Annotated in this window: 12 protein-coding genes; 3 read left to right on the forward strand and 9 right to left on the reverse strand. The window is 31.6% G+C overall.

Going from position 1 to position 19,408, the window contains the following annotated elements; all coding sequences use genetic code 11:
- Positions 1-235: 235 nt before the first annotated feature.
- From ACSIGE_RS13345 to ACSIGE_RS13355, 3 genes are all read right to left on the reverse strand, one after another.
- Positions 236-1,681: a M20/M25/M40 family metallo-hydrolase gene (locus tag ACSIGE_RS13345; RefSeq protein ID WP_440880370.1), complete on the reverse strand. Its 1,446-nt coding sequence runs from the start codon at positions 1,679-1,681 to the stop codon at positions 236-238.
- A gap of 178 nt (positions 1,682-1,859) precedes the next feature.
- The gene (locus tag ACSIGE_RS13350; protein WP_440880371.1) at positions 1,860-3,632 is read right to left on the reverse strand and encodes a hypothetical protein; all 1,773 of its coding nucleotides are present in this window, start codon (positions 3,630-3,632) and stop codon (positions 1,860-1,862) included.
- A 35-nt stretch (positions 3,633-3,667) separates the two neighbouring features.
- Entirely contained in the window at positions 3,668-6,688 is a 3,021-nt protein-coding gene (locus tag ACSIGE_RS13355) for a tetratricopeptide repeat protein (protein WP_440880372.1), read from the reverse strand.
- 128 nt (positions 6,689-6,816) lie between these two features.
- On the opposite strand from ACSIGE_RS13355, the gene ACSIGE_RS13360 reads away from it, so the two are divergent.
- Positions 6,817-7,506: a cell division ATP-binding protein FtsE gene (locus ACSIGE_RS13360; protein ID WP_440880373.1), complete on the forward strand. Its 690-nt coding sequence runs from the start codon at positions 6,817-6,819 to the stop codon at positions 7,504-7,506.
- On the opposite strand, the gene ACSIGE_RS13365 is transcribed toward ACSIGE_RS13360, so the two are convergent.
- The 5 genes from ACSIGE_RS13365 to gyrB form a co-directional block, all read right to left on the reverse strand.
- Positions 7,496-8,623, reverse strand: a complete 1,128-nt coding sequence (locus tag ACSIGE_RS13365) for a hypothetical protein (RefSeq protein WP_440880374.1) — start codon at positions 8,621-8,623, stop codon at positions 7,496-7,498. The genes ACSIGE_RS13360 and ACSIGE_RS13365 overlap by 11 nt on opposite strands.
- Positions 8,616-9,710, reverse strand: coding sequence for a glycosyltransferase (locus ACSIGE_RS13370; protein ID WP_440880375.1), 1,095 nt, complete (start codon positions 9,708-9,710; stop codon positions 8,616-8,618). Before ACSIGE_RS13370 ends, ACSIGE_RS13365 begins: the two co-directional genes overlap by 8 nt.
- Before the next feature lie 225 nt (positions 9,711-9,935).
- Positions 9,936-10,862: a malate dehydrogenase gene (gene mdh, locus ACSIGE_RS13375; protein WP_440880376.1), complete on the reverse strand. Its 927-nt coding sequence runs from the start codon at positions 10,860-10,862 to the stop codon at positions 9,936-9,938.
- Positions 10,863-11,226: 364 nt separating this feature from the next.
- Complete coding sequence (locus ACSIGE_RS13380; protein WP_440880377.1) at positions 11,227-12,264, reverse strand: DUF6588 family protein; 1,038 nt, start codon at positions 12,262-12,264, stop codon at positions 11,227-11,229.
- A gap of 117 nt (positions 12,265-12,381) precedes the next feature.
- Positions 12,382-14,319 carry a DNA topoisomerase (ATP-hydrolyzing) subunit B gene (gyrB, locus tag ACSIGE_RS13385; RefSeq protein WP_440880378.1) on the reverse strand — a complete coding sequence of 646 codons (1,938 nt, stop codon included), beginning with the start codon at positions 14,317-14,319 and terminating at the stop codon, positions 12,382-12,384.
- Positions 14,320-14,850: 531 nt separating this feature from the next.
- Here gyrB and ACSIGE_RS13390 point away from each other — a divergent pair.
- Both ACSIGE_RS13390 and ACSIGE_RS13395 read left to right on the forward strand, forming a co-directional pair.
- Positions 14,851-16,020 carry a DUF3103 family protein gene (locus ACSIGE_RS13390; protein ID WP_440880379.1) on the forward strand — a complete coding sequence of 390 codons (1,170 nt, stop codon included), beginning with the start codon at positions 14,851-14,853 and terminating at the stop codon, positions 16,018-16,020.
- 89 nt (positions 16,021-16,109) lie between these two features.
- Entirely contained in the window at positions 16,110-17,069 is a 960-nt protein-coding gene (locus ACSIGE_RS13395) for a hypothetical protein (protein WP_440880380.1), read from the forward strand.
- Between the two features lie 91 nt (positions 17,070-17,160).
- Here the strand turns inward: ACSIGE_RS13395 and asnB are convergent, their stop codons facing one another.
- Positions 17,161-18,822 carry an asparagine synthase B gene (gene asnB / locus ACSIGE_RS13400; protein ID WP_440880381.1) on the reverse strand — a complete coding sequence of 554 codons (1,662 nt, stop codon included), beginning with the start codon at positions 18,820-18,822 and terminating at the stop codon, positions 17,161-17,163.
- Positions 18,823-19,408: the final 586 nt, after the last annotated feature.

Consider the following 19,408-nt stretch of genomic DNA (forward strand, 5'->3'; position numbering starts at 1 on the left):
TTTTGTAAAGTAAACGTTTACAGGTTTTTATAAATAGTTGTAAACGTTTACCTCTCTGTCATAATTATGTTAAAAAAATCCCGTTTTTGAAGTTTTTTGTAATCTTTTGGTTTAAAGTGTGTTATTTGTTTTTGACATGACGCAATCATCTTTTGTTCCCATAAAATGAATACCGCTGTCTTATGAAACATCATTTCAAACGAGTATTAAAAGAAATAATAACAAGTAAATTAAACTATGGCTTCAAAGTATTTTTAGTGTATAGGTATTTATCCATTAAATAAATAATACTAGCCATTGAGGCACTTCCTAACTCAAGCTCGCGTTTATTTACTTTATCAAAAGTATCTGTTTCTGTATGATGATAGTCAAAATAGCGTTGCGAGTCTGGTCTGTATCCTATTAGAGTAATATGATCGTTTTTTAAAGGTTTAATATCGGCTCCAGCACCTCCTTTTAATAGATCATGTAGCCCGTAAGGGGCTAATAATTTTTTCCAACTTTTTACGAGGTCTACATTTTTCTCATTGGCGTCAATGGTAAACCCTCTGGGGGTGTGTCCGCCGGCATCCGCTTCTAAAGCACCAATATGTATTTCGTCATTTTCTTCGGCAAGTCGATTGTATTCTGTAGCACCCCGTAAGCCATTTTCTTCATTCATAAAAAAGACAACCCTCAGGGTGTTTTTAGGCTTTATACCATTCTTTTTTAATAAATAGGCTACTTCCAGTGACTGAACAACACCAGTACCGTCGTCGTGTGCTCCTTCACCTAAATCCCAAGAATCCAAATGACCACCGACAACCATGATTTTATCTGGATTTTCCGATCCATTGATTTGCCCAACTACATTAAAAGAAGGAGTGTCTGGTAAGGTTTTACAATTTTGTTTAAAATAGAATTTTAAGTTGGGCCTTTCTCTCAGGTGTTTGCTAAGATTTTCAGCAGCCCTAGAACTAATTGCTGCGGCAGGAATGTATTTGTTTTCTGGTAAATCTTTGTAGCTCATTGAGCCTGTGTGTGGGTAATCATCAATACCATTGGTCATAGAGCGAACAATCATACCAACGGCGCCAAACTTTCCAACAGTGGCAGCACCAGCAAACCGTTGTCCAACACACCCTCCATAAGCATGAAAAGTGTTAATTAGAGTATTATCAAAAGCGCCATTGAAAAAAACGATTTTACCTTTTGCTTTTTCGCCAAGAGCTTCCGCTTGGTCTAAACTTTTTACTTCAATTACTTCGGCTGTTATTCCTTCAGAGGGAGTTGCGATAGAAAAGCCAAGAGCACAAATAGGAACATTGACTTTTTTTCCGTTGTGTGTATAGTTTGCAATTTCTTTCTCGCCGCGAACCCAGTGAGGCACCATAACAGGTTGTAACCATACCGAATCTAACCCTACTTCCTTCATCACTTTTTCGCCCCAAACAACAGCTTTTGCAGCTTCTTCAGAACCTGAAAGTCGCCCTCCAATAGAAGTTAAATCTCTTAACCATTGGTAAGACTTACCTTCTGAAAGTACCGAGTTAAATAAGTGCTTAATATTGGTAGAATCTTTTTTTTCCTCGGCGGAAAGAGCTTTTGAGTTCTTTTGTTCCTGGGGTGTCTTGTGTTCCTTTTTACACGAAACAGTAAAAATACAAGCCATCGCCAGCGAAAGTATTGTTCGTTTTTTCATTTGTAAATTGATCATTTAATCTATGTAGTTGTTAAAGCTACGTAAAAATATGATAGTACTATAATTTAAATATGTTGCTGTTTTCTTGTAAATGTCTTTACTAACAAACCAAAAAGTCGAGGATTTATAGCTATTTAATCCTCGACTTTTTAATGATAATTATTTTGAAAATTGTTTGTTAAAATAAGGTGTCAAATTTCCAAGATATACCGGCCATTGCCTGAAAACCTTGCACTTGAAAATTAGTAAAGCGCTGGTAGTTATTACTAAGCACATTTTTAAGATTTAAGAAGACAGAAAAATCATCATGAAATTGATATCCTCCATTAAAGTTAATATCTATATAACTTTCTAAATCTACTGTGGTATAGGGAAAAGCACTGTTATTTTCATAAAGAATGCCTTTTCTATCACCTACGAAAAAGATATTGGCGCCAGCGTACCATTTTGATACTTTATATAAGCCCGCAAGTTCTCCTTTTATTTCAGGAGTATTCCACGGATGCTCAATATTTTCCAATGTAAATTGGTTGTACTGTAAATTGGCACTTAAGGCAAGGTCCTTAATTCCCTCAAAGGTAGCTTCTGCAGAAATAGTAACTAGTTTTACATTGTCATAAACTACTTTAAAAGAATTTCCGTATTCATAACCATAAAGTATAAAAGCATTTCCGTCGGTGGTTCTTTCTCCATTGGATTTTGAATGATTTAAAACAAAAAAGGGCATATCCTCAACATCAGAATAACTACCTTTTAAATTATAACCGAATTGTTGTCCCATTTTACCTCGAATGCCAGTAAATGCATTGTATTTTTCGTTAGTTTGAACAATATTCAAAGAAGGTGATAAGAAAGGGTTTTCATCAGTGAAATTTTTGTAACTGTTATTGTATAAGCCACCAGAAGCACCAACGTAAATATTAGCAAAGTTTTTAACAATTGGATGTGACAATAGTACATCCGGATACACCATTATATTATTAGTGTTGCTTTCGAGTTCAAGCGAAAAATAACCTTTGGCGCCTAGTTTAATTTCTAAATCATTTAATATAAATTCATAGGAGGGGTTTAAGCCGGCTGTAAAAAAACGATATTTCAACTCGTCTTGATTTTCATAGGCTTTATCGAACTTACTACCAATGTAGTTAAGGGTAGTTTTAAGAGATAAGTCATTAAGGTTTCTATGAATTCTATCCAATGAAAAATTAAAATCAGCCCCTAAATCAATATTAAATTCAGAGCTACTAAAGCCATCGGCAAAAAAAGAAATAGCACCATGCACTGTGTTAAGATAACTTTCGTCAAAATCAACACTACCATACAGTTTATAAGAACCAAAAGTTTGGCCTTCCTCAATGGCGTCTATTACACGATCTCTAAAGTTAATATTAGTAGGTAATCCATACCAATTGTATTTATCTCTATTAAGATCTAATCCAACTTTCCATGAAAAATAACGTTCCGATTGTTGATGATTTAAATCAAAATCAAGATTGTAGAAGGTACTACTTAATTGAGAGTTTTGAACCGGGTTTAAGGATAGTAAAAATTTAAAATAACCTGATAATTCACTCTCGTAGTTCATACTTCTTCTAAAATAACCCTCTAGGAAGGGAGCTGCCATATTGCCAAAACCAGCTGAGAGGTAATTGGCATAAAGTCTTTCACGTTTTCCGAGGTTAATTTTTTTTAATGAACCGCTTTTAGGAATGAAGGTAGAGGCTACAGGAACCGAATATATTTGATAATTAAGTTGTTTTTTTTCTGTTTCTTTAGTATGCGAAATAGTAGGCTTTTGCTTTATTTTAAAAGCGTCTGTGATTTTTGGAACATACGAAGTTACTACCTTAACAACTTCTGTTTTTACAGAATCTTTTACTTTTTGTTTTTTATCTTGAGCATTTATAATAGTTGTCACAAACACAACAAGTAACCATATATACTTTTTCATTGTTATAAATATTTAGCTTTGAGTTGTAACAATTATTAATTTTGTTTTGTTACTGATTCGTTGGTTTTTGCTTCTTTTATTTTTATTGTACTGAGTTGATTTTGAGCTTCTTCAGTAACATCAGGGAATTGCTTGAAGTTTTTTATTATATTTTCTAAGATATAAGTAGCTTGATAGGCATCTTTTAAAGCATAATAATTTTGAGCCATTATAACATAGCTTTTAACTCCCCAATATTTATAATTAGAATAATTAGCAATCAAATCTTGTACTGCTTGATTAGAGTCTTCATATGCTTTTTCGTCGTTTAAGAAAAAAGCATTGTAATAAAGACACTCAGCTTTTAACTTCCCGGAGGCACTTTTTCCGACTTCATGATAGAACTCTCTTGCCTTTTCATATTCATTGGTTCTAATAGAAGCACGTGCAATTATTATATTGGCATCTTCATTAACTTTTTTATCTACTTTCGGATTTTCAAGCACCTTCTCAGCATATTTTATAGCCTTTGCATATTCCTCACTTTCATAGTATCCTTTCATTAAATTGCTTTGCGCAAAAACAAGATTTTGTGGGTAATTGGCTTCATTTTCTAATTTATTCAGTACTTCAATTCCGTTTTTCCAGTTACCATTGTCTAAATAAATCTGCGCTAACTTAGCCAGTGATTCTTCTGTAAACTCATTTTTGGGTTGCTCTGTCACAAAAGAATAATGAGGAATGGCTTTATTTTCACTTCCTATTTTACTTAAAGACTGAGCTAAGTAAAAGTTAGCTTTTAGAGCATTTAATCCATTAGGAAAACGTTGAAGATAATTTGAAAAACCTGAGATGGCTTTTTCTGTGTTATTTTCTAAAAATTTATTTTCTGCGGACTGGAATGTTGCATCATCCAATTCGGTATCTGAAACATTTACAAATTTTATGTTTTTAACCCAAATAGCATATTCTTCAACTTTTCCTATATCGATATAGACATTTTTTATATTTGTTATAGCTTGACGAGACTCTGGAGAACTAGGAAACTTTGAAACAACAGCTTTATATTTTTCAAGCGCTTTATTGTTATTACCATTATTATAAAATAATAAGCCTTGCCTTAATAGTACGTTTGGAACATAGCTACTTTTGGGATGTTTTTTAAGTAATCTGTCATAGGTTGCTTGGGCGCTATCATCATTTCCTTTAGCGTTAAATGTATTTGCGACTTGATACAACGCATCATCTCTAAGCTGTGAATTTTGATAATTATTACTAACCTTTTGAAGGTTGGTTATTTTTTCATCACTTTTACCTAAAAAACCATAACTCATACCGGTTTGGTATTGCGCATAGTCAGCTCCAGCACCACCTTCTTCAATAACTTTTTTATATGCTAAAATTGCTTTTTCATAATTTTTAGAAGCATAAAAAGAATCTCCTAATCTGTTAGAGGCATCGTCATTTAAATCTGTATCATCACTGTTTTTACTTAAAAAAGCCTCAAAATATTTTGCTGCTTCTGGATAGTTTTTTAGTTTAAAATGAGCGTAAGCAATATTGTAGTGTAATTGATTGAATTCCTGGGTGTTATTTTCTAAAACTAAAGAAAAATAAGTAAGGGCTTCTTCATAATTTCCTTTTAGATACGAAGTTTCAGCTAACCAATAATTAGCTCTGTTAGCAATCTCTGTATTTTCAGCTTTTGAAGCATTTGTAAAAAACGAAACTGATTCAGCAATTTTTTGTTCATTGAATAGTTGAATTGCTCTGTAATACGATACTTCATTTACAAGAGCATCATTTCTAGTGTTTTTATTTTGCGTTAAATATTCTAGTGCTCCAACATAATCTTGTTGATGTAAATAGGAAGTGATCAGTAGTTCTTTTATACTTTCAGTTTCACTTGATAATGGGTATTTTTTTATGAATTCTTTAAGAACCTCAGGAACACTTTTGTACGGGTTTCCTTGTTCATAACTCAATTTTGCGTAATTTAACCAAGAACTTTCCGTAATTTTTGAATCGAAATCCATTTCACTCGAATTTTTAAAAGCGTTCAATGCTTCCGCTTTTTTGTCCAGTTCTAAATAACATTCTCCGAGGTGATAATAAGCATTTTGAGCTACTTTGTTTGTGCCACCAATAATTTTGTTAAAATTATTGATGGCAGTTTCATAATCTTTTTGTTTATAGTAGGCATAACCTAAGTAATAATAGTCTGTATTTGTCCATTTTCCTCCTTTTCCTCTGTATTTCTTTAAATAAGGAATTGCCAAATCGTATTTCTTTAAGTTAAAATAACTTTCACCTATTATTTTAGAGATTTGAGACCTCTTGTTTTTGTCTTTTGTAGATTCAAGTAATTTTTCACCAATTTGAACCGATTTATCAAAATTTCCACCTTTAAAGCTTATATCAAGAATATAATAATTTGCTTTTGATTGATACGTGGCATCATTCGCAAGTTGACTTAAATTATTTTCAGCTTCTCCAAAGTTTTCTTGCTTATAAGCAACGTAACCATAATAGTATCGAGCGTCGTTACCATAAACAGGATTTCCTAGCAATCTTTTGAATCGTGATTTGGCATCTTTGAGATAATTTGAAACTAAAAGAGAGTACCCCATTTTATAGTTTAACTCATCTTTTTCTTCTTGGTTAAGAAGATTTTCATTTACCTTTTGATACCAACGTAATGCATGTGATGCCTTGCGATTGGCAAAATAATAGTTACCGACTTTTAAAAAAGCAGTTTCCTTTTTGTTATGGTATGGGTGATTTTTTACAAAACCAAGTATTTTTTGATTGGCATTATCTTGGGTGAGTTTTATAGCGCACATAGCATCATAAAAATCAGCATTTCCTTTTAGTGTTGAGTTTGAAGGAGCCTTTTTTGAGGCATTTATAAATAATTTTTGAGCAGGAGCGTAAGCCTTGTTATTATAAAGTTCTAAAGCTTTATAATAGTCAGAACTATTATCTACATTCAGAGCAGTTTTTTGAGCAACTCCTTGCCAAGTCTCAACCAGTATTAGTAGAAAGAAAATTTTCTTTCTAAAACAATTAAATCTCATATTTTTTAGTTAACTAGAAACTATAACGTTTGTTTTTTGTATTTGTTTGCAGAATTATCTATCAAAAGTAATAAATGTTATATAGAATTAAATAATAAAATTTAATTTTGTAAAAATAATGTATGTTTATGGAATCACCTGTTTTACAACTTGAAAAGGCTGATATTTATCAGCGTGACAATTTAGTGTTATCTAAAGTCGATTTTACGCTTCATAAAGGAGACTTTTATTATTTAATTGGAAAAACAGGAAGCGGAAAAAGTAGTTTGCTAAAAACATTGTATGGCGATTTGAAGTTAATTCGAGGCTTAGGCAGCATTGTAGGTTTTGATTTAAAGAAAATGAAGCAAAAAGATATACCTTTTCTGAGAAGAAAACTGGGGGTTGTATTTCAGGACTTTAAGCTTTTGAGTGATAGAAATGTATATGAAAATTTGGAGTTTGTGCTAAAGGCAACAGGTTGGAAAAACAAGAATGATATGAAAGAGAAAATATACGAAGTGCTTAACAAAGTTGGAATGAAGGAAAAGTATTACAAAAAAACTTTTGAGCTTTCTGGGGGAGAACAACAACGTGTGGCTATAGCTAGGGCACTCTTGAATGACCCAGAATTGATACTTGCAGATGAACCAACAGGGAATTTAGATCCTAAAACATCACTTGAAGTTATGGGGTTGTTAAATGAAATTCATCAAAGTGGAAAAACAATTCTAATGGCAACTCATGATTATCAGCTTATTGTTAAATTTAAACAGAAAACAATGAAGTGCGAAGGAGGAGAGCTTTTTGAAGTCGTGCAACAACATGCTACAACTTAAAGATAATTGACTGGATACTAGCCGCAGCATTTACTGGGCAAAATTCTTTGAGTTTACGTTTTCTTTTTTTTCTGTCATTTTGAATAAACTCTTTGTAAAGAAGATTTTTTGTCTGTTCTAGTATTGCCTGTTTTGAGTTTGCCAAATGGCATAAGTCTTCAAGCCCAGTATCATCAATCATTTTAGTATTAGCGATAATGTGTTTGCCCTTGAATAAGCAATTCATCAATTTTAGTTTTATTCCAGTTTTTTGAAACGTAATAAGAATGTTTATTTGCGCCTTCGCTAGTAGTTCAGATAAATTATTTTTATCAGTGATGTTTTTAAAAGAAATGTTTTTATGCTTCGCTATTTGTTTTAAAATACGTTTTTTTTCAAAACTACTTGCTATCACGAGTCTGTAGGGTGAGTTTTTAAAAATATTTATCAAATAGATTGATGCTCTAATATTATCTGGTACACGAAGATCTCCATGATAAAGAAGAAATTTTTTAGTATTTGAGGAAATAGCAATAGAAGGTGTTGTGGTAGGGTGAAAGACAGGGATATATTTAGTTTTATATCCATATTTGGTTGAAAAATATTTTTGATCTGCTTTTGATATGGTAAATATTCCTTCGACTTTATCTAGTATTTTCTCATATTTTTTTAGCTTCAGGCCTTCTGTCCAGAAAAATATCTTTTTGAATATATTTTGTTCACTTTTACACAAGCCAAAATAAAATTGATGTTCAATATTATGCGTTCTCACAAATGCTCTTTTACACAATGCTTCATTATAAACAAGTGGAGAAGTGGTATGAAGTCCTTCAAAAATAATTGGGTAATGATTATTTTGTAATCTTTTAGTAAGTTTTTTAGAAGTTCTTGATACGATAATAAAAGGAGTTAACGAAAAAAAGTGTTTGAGGCTTCTTTTTCTATCATAGTAATAAACTTCTGTGCATAAATCATTGAGTTTTTTATTTTCTTTTCTGCTTCCGTATTTATAGGTATGCAAAATAATTTGACAACCAATTTCATTAAGCTTTTTGATTTTGTAGTAAATATCAATGACGCCTCCATAATTTGGAGGGTAAGGAATGTCAAAGGCCACTATGATAATAATATTATTCAAAAGAGTTAAATATTCGTTTTATAATAATTTCTTCGTTACCCCAAGTAAGTTCTTTTTTTGCATTTTTCAAATTTGCTGAATAATTTTTATTTAGGATATACTCAATTTTCTCAGCAAGTCTCTCTGGTGTTCTCTCTTCTAGAACTTCACCTATTTTATATTGATGTACTATTTTTTTCATTTCAGGAAGATTTGAAGTTATGACAGGGATTTGCGCATGTATATAATCGAATATTTTATTTGGTAAAGAATATCGATAACTAAGTCCTAAGTCCTCTTCAATACTTATGCCTACATGTGCTAAAGGAGTGATGTCTTTTAATTCTTGTGGTGCTATTTTTCCTAAAAAATAAACTTTATTGTTCAAGTTTTTCTGACTAACTAATTTATTAATTTCTTCAAAGATATCGCCATGACCTATGATTAAAAAGTAGCAATCTGTAAGGATGTCAATTGCTTCAATCATAAGTTCTATGCCTCTACCGACGTTAACAGCTCCTTGGTATAACACTATTTTTTTTTTAGTTATTTTAAAAGGAACTTTAGTAAAGTTCCTTGTTTTAGTCTTGGATAGAATAGGAATATTTCGAACAACATTAAAATGAGTATTGTATTCTTCCTTATAATAATGCGCAATGCTGTCGCTAACGGTATAACAATTTTTTAAATACGGGAGTAAAATTCTTTCAAGGGTTTTCCATATTTTTTTTTTAAAAGGGCGTTGTAAAAGTTCTGGAATTTCAGGAAATAATTCGTGGCTATCGTATACAAGCTCTTTATTTTTTATTCTACTAACTATAAAATTTGGAAGTAAAGTATCTAGATCATTAGCAAGAAGAATGTCACTTTTTGAAAAAAGTAAATAAAAGAATAAACGAATATTAAATTCGATATAAAATAAAACTCCTTTATTGAATAGTAATTTAAAGCGTTTGATTGGGTAGTGCCTTTTTAGATTTTTACTATTCGATAATTTTCTTCCAACTAAGCTTACATCATATTTTAAATTATAGAGTGTATCGCATACTTTTGACACTCTTTGGTCATTAGCGACATCATTGGTAACGGAAACTATTATTTTTTTCAATGAAGATCATTTATGACGAAAGATAAAAAACAAAACCCACTTCTAAAAAGAAGTGGGAAAATTGCTATGAAAAACTATGAAAAAGAAACATTATCGATGTTCCTTTGATTAATAAGACGTTTGTTTAAATATTAACTTACACCTTTCAAATAGTTTTTACTAAAAAAGACCTTAATAAATTTATTATTAGGTCTTTTTTAGTAAATAGATGAAAAAAGCTTTCTTTTAAAAAGTTAAAGCTTCATTATTTTTCTTTACTGCAGCAGCAGAGTCACTTAAATGTTTTTTCTCAGCATCACTCAAGTTGATTTCCACAATCTTTTCGATACCATTTTTACCTAATACAACAGGCACTCCTATACATAAGTCTGAAAGACCATACTCTCCTTCTAACAAGGTAGAGCAAGGAAAAATCTTTTTTTGATCGCATGCGATCGCTTGAACTAAACCAGAAACGGCAGCTCCAGGAGCGTACCATGCAGAAGTCCCTAATAATTTAGTTAAAGTAGCGCCTCCTACCTTAGTATCTTCTTTAACTTGAGTTAATCTTTCTTCAGATAAGAATTCAGAAACAGGAACTGAGTTTCTAGTAGCTAAGCGTGTTAAAGGAACCATTCCTTTGTCCGAGTGGCCACCAATAACCATTCCGTCAACATCAGAAATAGGAGCTTCTAATGCTTCTGCTAATCTGTATTTGAATCGAGCAGAATCTAAAGCGCCTCCCATACCTATAATTCTATTTTTAGGTAATCCTGTTGTTTTATGTACCAGATACGTCATTGTATCCATAGGATTGGAAACAACAATAATCATAGTATTTGGAGAGTGTTCTATTAAGCTTGCAGAAACAGATTTTACGATACCAGCATTGATACCTAATAACTCGTCGCGAGACATCCCTGGTTTACGAGCAATACCAGAAGTGATAACACAAATATCAGAGTCAGCCGTTTTACTATAATCTCCAGTAGTTCCAGTAATTTTGGTATCAAACCCATTTAAAGAAGCAGTTTGCATTAAATCCATGGCTTTACCTTCAGCAAAACCTTCTTTAATGTCCACTAAAACAACTTCTGAAGCAAAATTTTTAATAGCAATATACTCGGCGCAACTTGCACCTACAGCACCTGCTCCTACAACTGTTACTTTCATTTTTTTATTATTTAGTTAAGATAATTTATTAATAAGATGCACAAAAATAGCGATTTGCTAAGGGATAAAAAATAAAAGACCACCTAAATTTAGGTGGTTTTAACAAAAATTAGTCGTATTCGAAAATTTTAAACTTTTTAACAAAGGGGTAAATTATTAAGTAAATTTGTTGACGTTATATTGCTATTAAACTTCCATTGTCTTTATTTCTGTTGCGTTACAATAGTCTTTAATTTATCGGTTGTTATACCCAGGCTTGTTTTAATTTAAAATTAATTTTTTGTTTTTTTATGGTATTGATTTATATAAAATTTAAACTCAGCTTTAGTTAGCGCTTGAAGATGTTAAAATATTTCGATTTATTTTATCTAAAACTAAAGGCAATACCAGCATTTATGGTATTGTATTCTTGTAGAGAATAACTTCCGTATAATTTAAAAAAACCGAGACTTACCCTTGTGCCAATGGTTGCATTTATGCTCCCAGAGCTTGTTTTTATTGAGAAAGGATCAGTAATTGATTCCTCAACATCCGGTGCTCCGTTAATCGAAGTGTTATAGTTTAATGTGTAATTTCCAAGCATATTGAGTCGAATACTACCTCCATTATAACCGATGCCTCCAAAAACGTTTAATACAGGGAAGTTTAATGATGCAATAGCTTGAATTGTGTATGTATTTAAGCTAAAATTCGCAGAAGCATTTTGAGTAGAAACATCATTATTCACATTTCCAATTTCATAGTTAACCCCCATGTTTGAATAGGCTGCCAATATCGAAATATGTAAAGGAGTTTTATCTAAAGGACCCAATAATTCTGTAATTTCTTTTTTAATACCCAGTCCAAATATATCAGTTTTTACATCCTCAGAACCAACTTTTGGAACATACCGAATAATTAAATCAAGTTTAAATGGCAACCCAAAACCGACTTGAATAGCTGGAGCAGGAATAGTGTTTGCAGGAAGGTCTTCTTTTATTCCTGTTGGCATTGTAAAATTAGCAGAAACATTTTGTCCTTCTATTTGTGTAGAATATTGAAATTGTGCCGGACTTATTGAATTGCTACCAGCTACTGTTGGAGATGAAGTAGCTCCATTAGTTGTTATTGTATTGTTAGATAACTCAAGTTCAGCAATAGAAAATAGTTCTTCTTCGTTAGGAATAGTAGCAAAATTAGCACCGATAGAAATATCAAATCCAAATTTTTTATGAACTTTTGCGGTGTGGTACCAGCCATTGTTCATAGCGAAAATAAGCCCTTTAAAAGATGGGTTTAAATAAGCTTTTGTTAATTTCTGGGCATCATCTTTGGCAAGCAGAATTGTCTCTAATTCTTGTGAATATGAAGTAGAATAGAAAATAATTAATAGGAAAAGACTGATTTTTTTAAAGGTTTTCATTTTAAGTAAGATTGTGGTGTAGGGGTTAGTAAATTATCTTTAAGTTAAAATTTATATCACGAGATAAAAAACTTATATAAAAAAAACCTCAATTTTTGTTGAGGTTTTTAATATTATTTAAGCATCAATATTCGCATATTTAGCATTTTTTTCAATAAAATCTCTTCGAGGAGGAACGTCATCACCCATTAACATGGAGAAAACTCGATCAGCTTCAGTTAAATTGTCAATGGTTACCTGACGTAGCGTTCTGAATTCGGGGTTCATAGTTGTATCCCATAATTGCTCTGCATTCATTTCTCCTAGTCCTTTATATCTTTGAATATTAGCACCTCCACCTAGCTTTTGAACAATTAGATCACGCTGGTTATCATCCCAGGCATATTCTTTCTTCTGCCCTTTTTTTACAAGATATAATGGTGGCGTCGCAATATAAATATAGCCTTGTTCAACCATTTCTCTCATATAACGGAAAAAGAATGTTAAAATTAAAGTAGCAATGTGAGAGCCATCAACATCGGCGTCACACATAATTACGACTTTATGATAACGAAGCTTGGATAAATTTAAAGCTCTGGGATCTTCTTCAGTACCGATGGTAATTCCTAATGCGGTAAACATATTTTTGATTTCTTCATTTTCAAAAACTTTGTGTTGCATTGCTTTTTCCACATTTAAAATTTTACCTCTTAAAGGTAATATGGCTTGAAAATTTCTATCTCTACCTTGTTTAGCAGTACCACCTGCCGAGTCTCCCTCTACTAAAAATATCTCACAAGTTGCAGGATCTGTTTCAGAACAATCTGATAATTTACCAGGAAGTCCGCCAATACTCATCACTGTTTTTCGCTGAACCATTTCACGTGCTTTTTTAGCAGCGTGTCTAGCCTGGGCTGCTAAAATTACTTTTTGTACAATGGTTTTGGCATCGTTAGGGTTTTCCTCCAGAAAGTCATTCAACATTTCAGCAACTGCTTGAGAAACGGCTGAGGTCACTTCACGGTTACCTAATTTCGTTTTTGTCTGACCCTCAAATTGAGGCTCTGCAACTTTTACAGATACAATTGCTGTTAACCCTTCACGAAAATCATCACCTGAAATTTCAAATTTTACATTTTTTAACAATCCGGACTCATCAGCGTATTTTTTCAAGGTATGTGTTAGACCACGACGAAAACCAGAAAGATGCGTTCCTCCTTCATGCGTATTTATATTGTTTACATAAGAATGAAGGTTTTCTGAATACGATGTATTATAAACCATGGCAACTTCTACCGGAATTCCATTTTTTTCTCCTTCCATTGCAATAACATCAGAAGTCAATTGTTCTCTAGTACTGTCTAGAAACTTGACAAATTCTGATAGTCCTTCTGTGCTATAAAAAGTTTCGGAAAGATAATTCCCTTCATCGTCCTTCTCTCTTTTATCTGTTAAAACAACAGTAATACCTTTATTAAGGTATGCGAGCTCTCTCATACGAGCGGCTAAGGTGTCATAATTATACTCGGTAGTTTGTTGAAAGATACTTTTGTCTGGTAAGAAAGTTACTTCAGTACCTGTTTTGTCAGTACCACCAACGGTCTTAACTGGGTATAATGTTTTACCTCTTTCGTATTCTTGTTCCCATATTTTACCATCCCTATGTACGGTTGCCTTTAAGTGATCAGACAAGGCATTTACACAGGATACACCGACACCGTGTAACCCACCAGATACTTTATAAGAATCTTTATCAAATTTACCTCCAGCTCCAATTTTGGTCATAACTACTTCAAGAGCAGATACTCCTTCTTTTTTATGAAGCCCCACAGGGATTCCTCTTCCATTGTCTCTGACCGTAATTGAATTATCTTCATTTATATCAACAGAAATCTCGTCACAATGACCTGCAAGTGCTTCATCGATAGAGTTGTCAACAACTTCATATACTAAATGGTGTAGACCACGAACTCCAACATCTCCAATATACATCGAAGGACGCATTCGTACATGCTCCATTCCTTCAAGCGCCTGAATACTATCGGCAGAATAATTGTGCTTTTTTTCTTCGCTCATACTATTGAGTTTTTATTTCTATTTTTTTCTTATACTTTTTGGGATGACAATAACTTAATGGAATAAGAGTTTTATTCCTACGAAAAGTAAATTATGTGAAATCCCCCAAAAAAGATTATCAAAATGATAATCAATTTAACATACAAATTTACATTTTTTGATTCTTAAAATAAAGTTTTTAAGAGGCTTTATTTTGTCAAAATACAAAATATGTTGTTTTTCAAAAAAGTCCTTTAAAACCACTTAAAATGATTAAATAAGCTATTTAACAGTGTTTTTTATTTTAAAAAAAAAAGAAGTAGTGGAATAGTAGCTAAAAAGACCTTGTTTTTAAAAAATAATAAATCTTAAAAAAAAACAGTTGACCTCTTTTTTTTGTAAAAAAAATAATTTTTATGGCTTAATGTTGTTATTTTTTTTTCATATCTATTTTTTTGTTAGTTTTTGTTTAAAAAAACAACTTTTTTTTTGGTTGTTATTTCTTTGTTTTATAATTTTCTTCTTGAATATAATAACCTAAATTAGAATTAAATGAAAACCCTTCAATTTTTATTTAGAGGTCTTTTGACTTCTATGATCTTTGTTAGTTGCAACAATGAATCTTCAGAAATCGTTACACAAGATGAGCAACAAAATTCAATTAGTATTAATAAAAAAGAAATTGCTTTTAACCTTATTACGTTGATGAAAAATGATGCGTTTAAAAATGAAACTTTAAATGCACTTAATAATCAAAAACCAAGTGTTTTGCTATCTAAAATACTTAAAAAATCAGCGTCTTATGTTAATGATGAAAAAGCATATCAGAAGCTTCTTAAACAATCAACCAGTTTAGAGAAGAAAGCTTCTTCTAAAAAAGCCCCAGAAAAGATTGAGATTTTAGAAGTTTGGTTACATAATCCTCAAAAAAGAAAAAACTTATCCAACGTTTTATTTTCTTTTTCACCAGAAGGAGATGAGAAAAATTGGGAGCATTTGGTTGCTTATACACTTGATAAAGAAGAGGTTATTTTAGATGCAAAAAAAGCACCAGATAGGCCTGTAATTGTTATTGAAACAAATGGCTATGAAGCTCTAAAAAAAGAAGTTTACCATATGAATAAATATCTGAGGGAAGAAGGTGTTCAAAATCAGAGGTTTAATAAGAGTGATGCAGAGTTGAACAAGATGTTTTCAGGAAAAAATGCATTAGAAACAACGAAACTTGATAAAATCAGATTAAATAACGATGAAGAGCCATGGATTTCAGGAGCAGCTGAAATATACGCGATAACATCAGGTATAAAAGATGGTGGAAATAAGCCTGAAATAAAAGTGATTCCTATGTATTATTTGGATTATGATGAAACAGATTATTATCCAAATCAAATATTACTTTTTTGGGATGATTACAAATATCAAGCAGCGAATATTCAGTTATTTGAAAAAGACGATAATATAAATTATAAAAACTTAGTAACTACTATTGTCAATGGAGTCTTTCAAATAGTAGGTACTGTATCAACCCAACCATGGATTGGAGTTTTAGGACAAGTAGCTGGAGCAATTATTCAAGCTATGCCAAATGACTGGTATACTAATAATGACGATTATGTTGACTCTTTTTATACCATTGAAAAATATAAAGAATATCGAGATTATTGTGGGGCAAGAAAAAATGCAACAGTAGCTTTAAGTCCTTTTTATGTTTCTCCAAATTAATAACTAAGTAACACTTATAAAATAAAGCCTTTGAAGTAAAAGCTTCAAAGGCTTTGTTTTTTTGGTTTTAATTCAAAATTTATCATTTTATGTTTCAAGACCTTTTACTAAGTCAAATCAGAAAAAAAAACGCATCAAAGTCAATCATAGAAGAAATTTCAAAGGCTCTGGATATAAGTTATGATGCAGCACATAGAAGGGCTAGTTTGAAAAGTAAAATTTCTTTAGATGAAAGTGTTTTATTGGCTAATTATTTTGGTTTGTCGTTAGATTCGCTATTTGGTCAGGCTAATCATGGTTTTATTTCTATACAAAGAACCCCCCAAATACATAACGAAAATCAATTGGAAGAATATCTTAAAGGTTCTTACAAGTCATTAAAAAAAATACTTAATAAAAAAACAGCTAAAGTATTTTATTCCGCTAAAGACATTCCTGTTTTTCATTTATTAAAATCAAAAGAACTATGTCGGTTTAAAATTTATCTTTGGCTCAATTCATTTAGCAAAGATAAGGATAGTACCCCCTTCCATAAGTTCTATCCAAAACTCTCTACTGTTCAGGTAATAAACGATTTAATAGGCTTGTATAATCAAGTGTCTGTATCGGAAATATGGGATATAACCACAATTAATAGTTTATTAAAACAGGTCTATATTTTTTTTAAGAAAGGAAAGATAGCTGTAAAAGAAGCAATTATATTGTGTGATTCTTTAAAAATAGTATTGAAGGAAATTGTAAGTAAAGCGGTATTATCAAATAATAACTATAGGCTTTACCAAAATGAACTACTATTAGTAAATAATAACGTGTTGATTTGTAATGAGTATGAAAGAGCCCTTTTTGTGCCAAGTGGAATGCTTTCTTATTTTAAAACAAAGGACGAAGAAATCTGCGATAGAGCTTTAAAATATTTTGACAAACAAACTGAAAATTCTAGATCTCTGGATACTTATACAGAAATAGATCAAGATTTATTTTATAAAACTTTGGTGAAAAAGATAGAGGTTTTAATACGTCTATTGAAAGATGAAAAGACATGTGCTTAATTTTCTTGATAATTTTTCAAAGAGTTTCCATAAAAAAGACTGCCTAATAAGCAGTCTTTTACAATTTAAAAACCTATAAAATTTCAAGAATTTAATAAGAATCTTCATGAACAGTGGAAATCGCACGTCCACTAGGTTCATTTACGTTTTTGAAACTAGCATCCCACGCTAAGGCAGTAGGTGTACTGCAGGCAATTGACGGCACAGAAGGAACAGTCAATGAAGCGGTATTGCTAGGGTAATGCTCTTCAAAAATAGAGCGGTAATAATATTCTTCTTTTGCTCTTGGTGTCTGAATAGGAAAACGGTGTTCAGCACTTCTCATCATCTCATCGGTTACAGCTTTTTCAACAACCTCTTTCAATGTGTCAATCCAACTGTATCCAACACCGTCAGAAAACTGTTCCTTTTGTCTCCAAGCAACACTTTCAGGTAAATAGCTTTCAAAAGCTTTTCTTAAAACCCATTTTTCCATTCGTTCACCATTAATCATTTTATCTTCAGGATTGATTCTCATAGCTACATCCATAAATTCTTTATCTAAGAATGGTACTCTTCCTTCAATACCCCAAGCCATTAAACTTTTATTGGCTCTTAGACAATCATACTGATATAGTTTATCTAATTTACGAACATTTTCATCATGAAATTCTTGAGCATTAGGTGCTTTATGAAAGTACAAGTAGCCGCCAAAAATTTCATCTGCACCTTCTCCTGACAATACCATTTTGATTCCCATAGATTTAATTACTCTTGCCATTAAGTACATTGGTGTAGAAGCTCGTATAGTTGTAATATCGTAAGTTTCTAAATGATAAATTACATCTCTGATAGCGTCTAAACCTTCTTGGATAGTGAAAGTAATTTCATGATGTATTGTTCCAATATGTTCAGAGACCTTTTTAGCAGCTGCTAAATCGGGTGAACCTTCTAAACCTATAGAGAAAGAGTGTAGTTGAGGGTACCAAGCTTCATCTTTGTCACCTGACTCTATTCTTTTTCCTGCATATTTTTTTGCTATTGCAGAGGTTATCGAAGAATCTAATCCGCCTGATAATAAAACACCATATGGTACATCACTCATTAGTTGCCTATGAACTGCAGCTTCTAGAGCATCACGTAACTCATCAATATGAGTTTGGTTATTCTTTACAGCCTCAAATTCCATCCAGTCTCTTGAATACCATTTTTGTAAACCACCTTCTCTTGTATAATAGTGTCCAGGAGGAAATACCTCAATTTTATTACAGTAGCCTTCTAATGCTTTTAATTCAGAGGCCACATAAAAAGTACCTTTTTTATCCCAGCCCATATAAAGAGGAATAACCCCCATATGATCTCTAGCTATTAAATATTCATCGGTTGCAGTATCGTAAACAGCAAAGCCAAAAATTCCATTTAAATCGTCTAAAAAGTGTTCTCCCTTTTCTTTATATAAAGCTATAATTACTTCACAGTCTGATTTCGTTAAAAAATCATGCTCGTTTTTAAGCTGTTTTCTTATTTCTTTATGATTATATATTTCACCGTTTGCAGCTAAAACAAATCTCCTATCTTTACTGAATAAAGGTTGTTGACCAGATGTTGGGTCTACGATAGCTAAGCGCTCATGAGCTAAAATACTTTTATTATCACTATATATTCCGCTCCAGTCCGGACCTCTATGTCTAATTTTTTTAGCCATTTCTAGTATTTGAGGTCTCAAAACCTCTGATTTATCCTTTAGATCGAAAGCACACACGATTCCACACATAATTATAAATTTTATATTTACCTAGTTATTTAAATTGATAGTACAAATAAACATTAATAGTTTAATTATTTAAATTGTTTTTCGTTTTTTGATTATATATTAAAACTTTTAATACTTTTTTTGTTTAAATTATTAACTATAGTTGTCTTTTTTTATAAACTCAATGTAATATGTAAACTTTTCATTAAGAGACTATTTTATAAGAAAAAAGAAAAACATTCTAAATAGCTTATAGAATCAGATATAAGTACTTTGTTAAGTTTTAATAATCAGTTTTCTCTTAAATGGGTACAACCTCACCATAGAACTAGTAGCTTGTTTTTTCAGTCCATCTCAAATATGATTCTATTAAAGATTTGACGAAAAAAATACTATGTACTTCCTTAAAATGAGGCAAGTTAAAAGTTTAATAATGAGTTTTTAAAATTTTTGAATCAGTATAACTATAATGTAAAGACTCTTTTATATAAGTCTTTTCAGTTTAGTGAAATTTTTGACCCTAATGCATATTATAAAAAGGAATGCTACCAGTTTTACGGATCATATAGCATAAGGAATATGGAGTTTTTAAAGGGGATCTAAAGGA

The sequence above is a fragment of the Tenacibaculum profundi genome, from assembly GCF_052050075.1.
GTDB lineage: Bacteria > Bacteroidota > Bacteroidia > Flavobacteriales > Flavobacteriaceae > Polaribacter.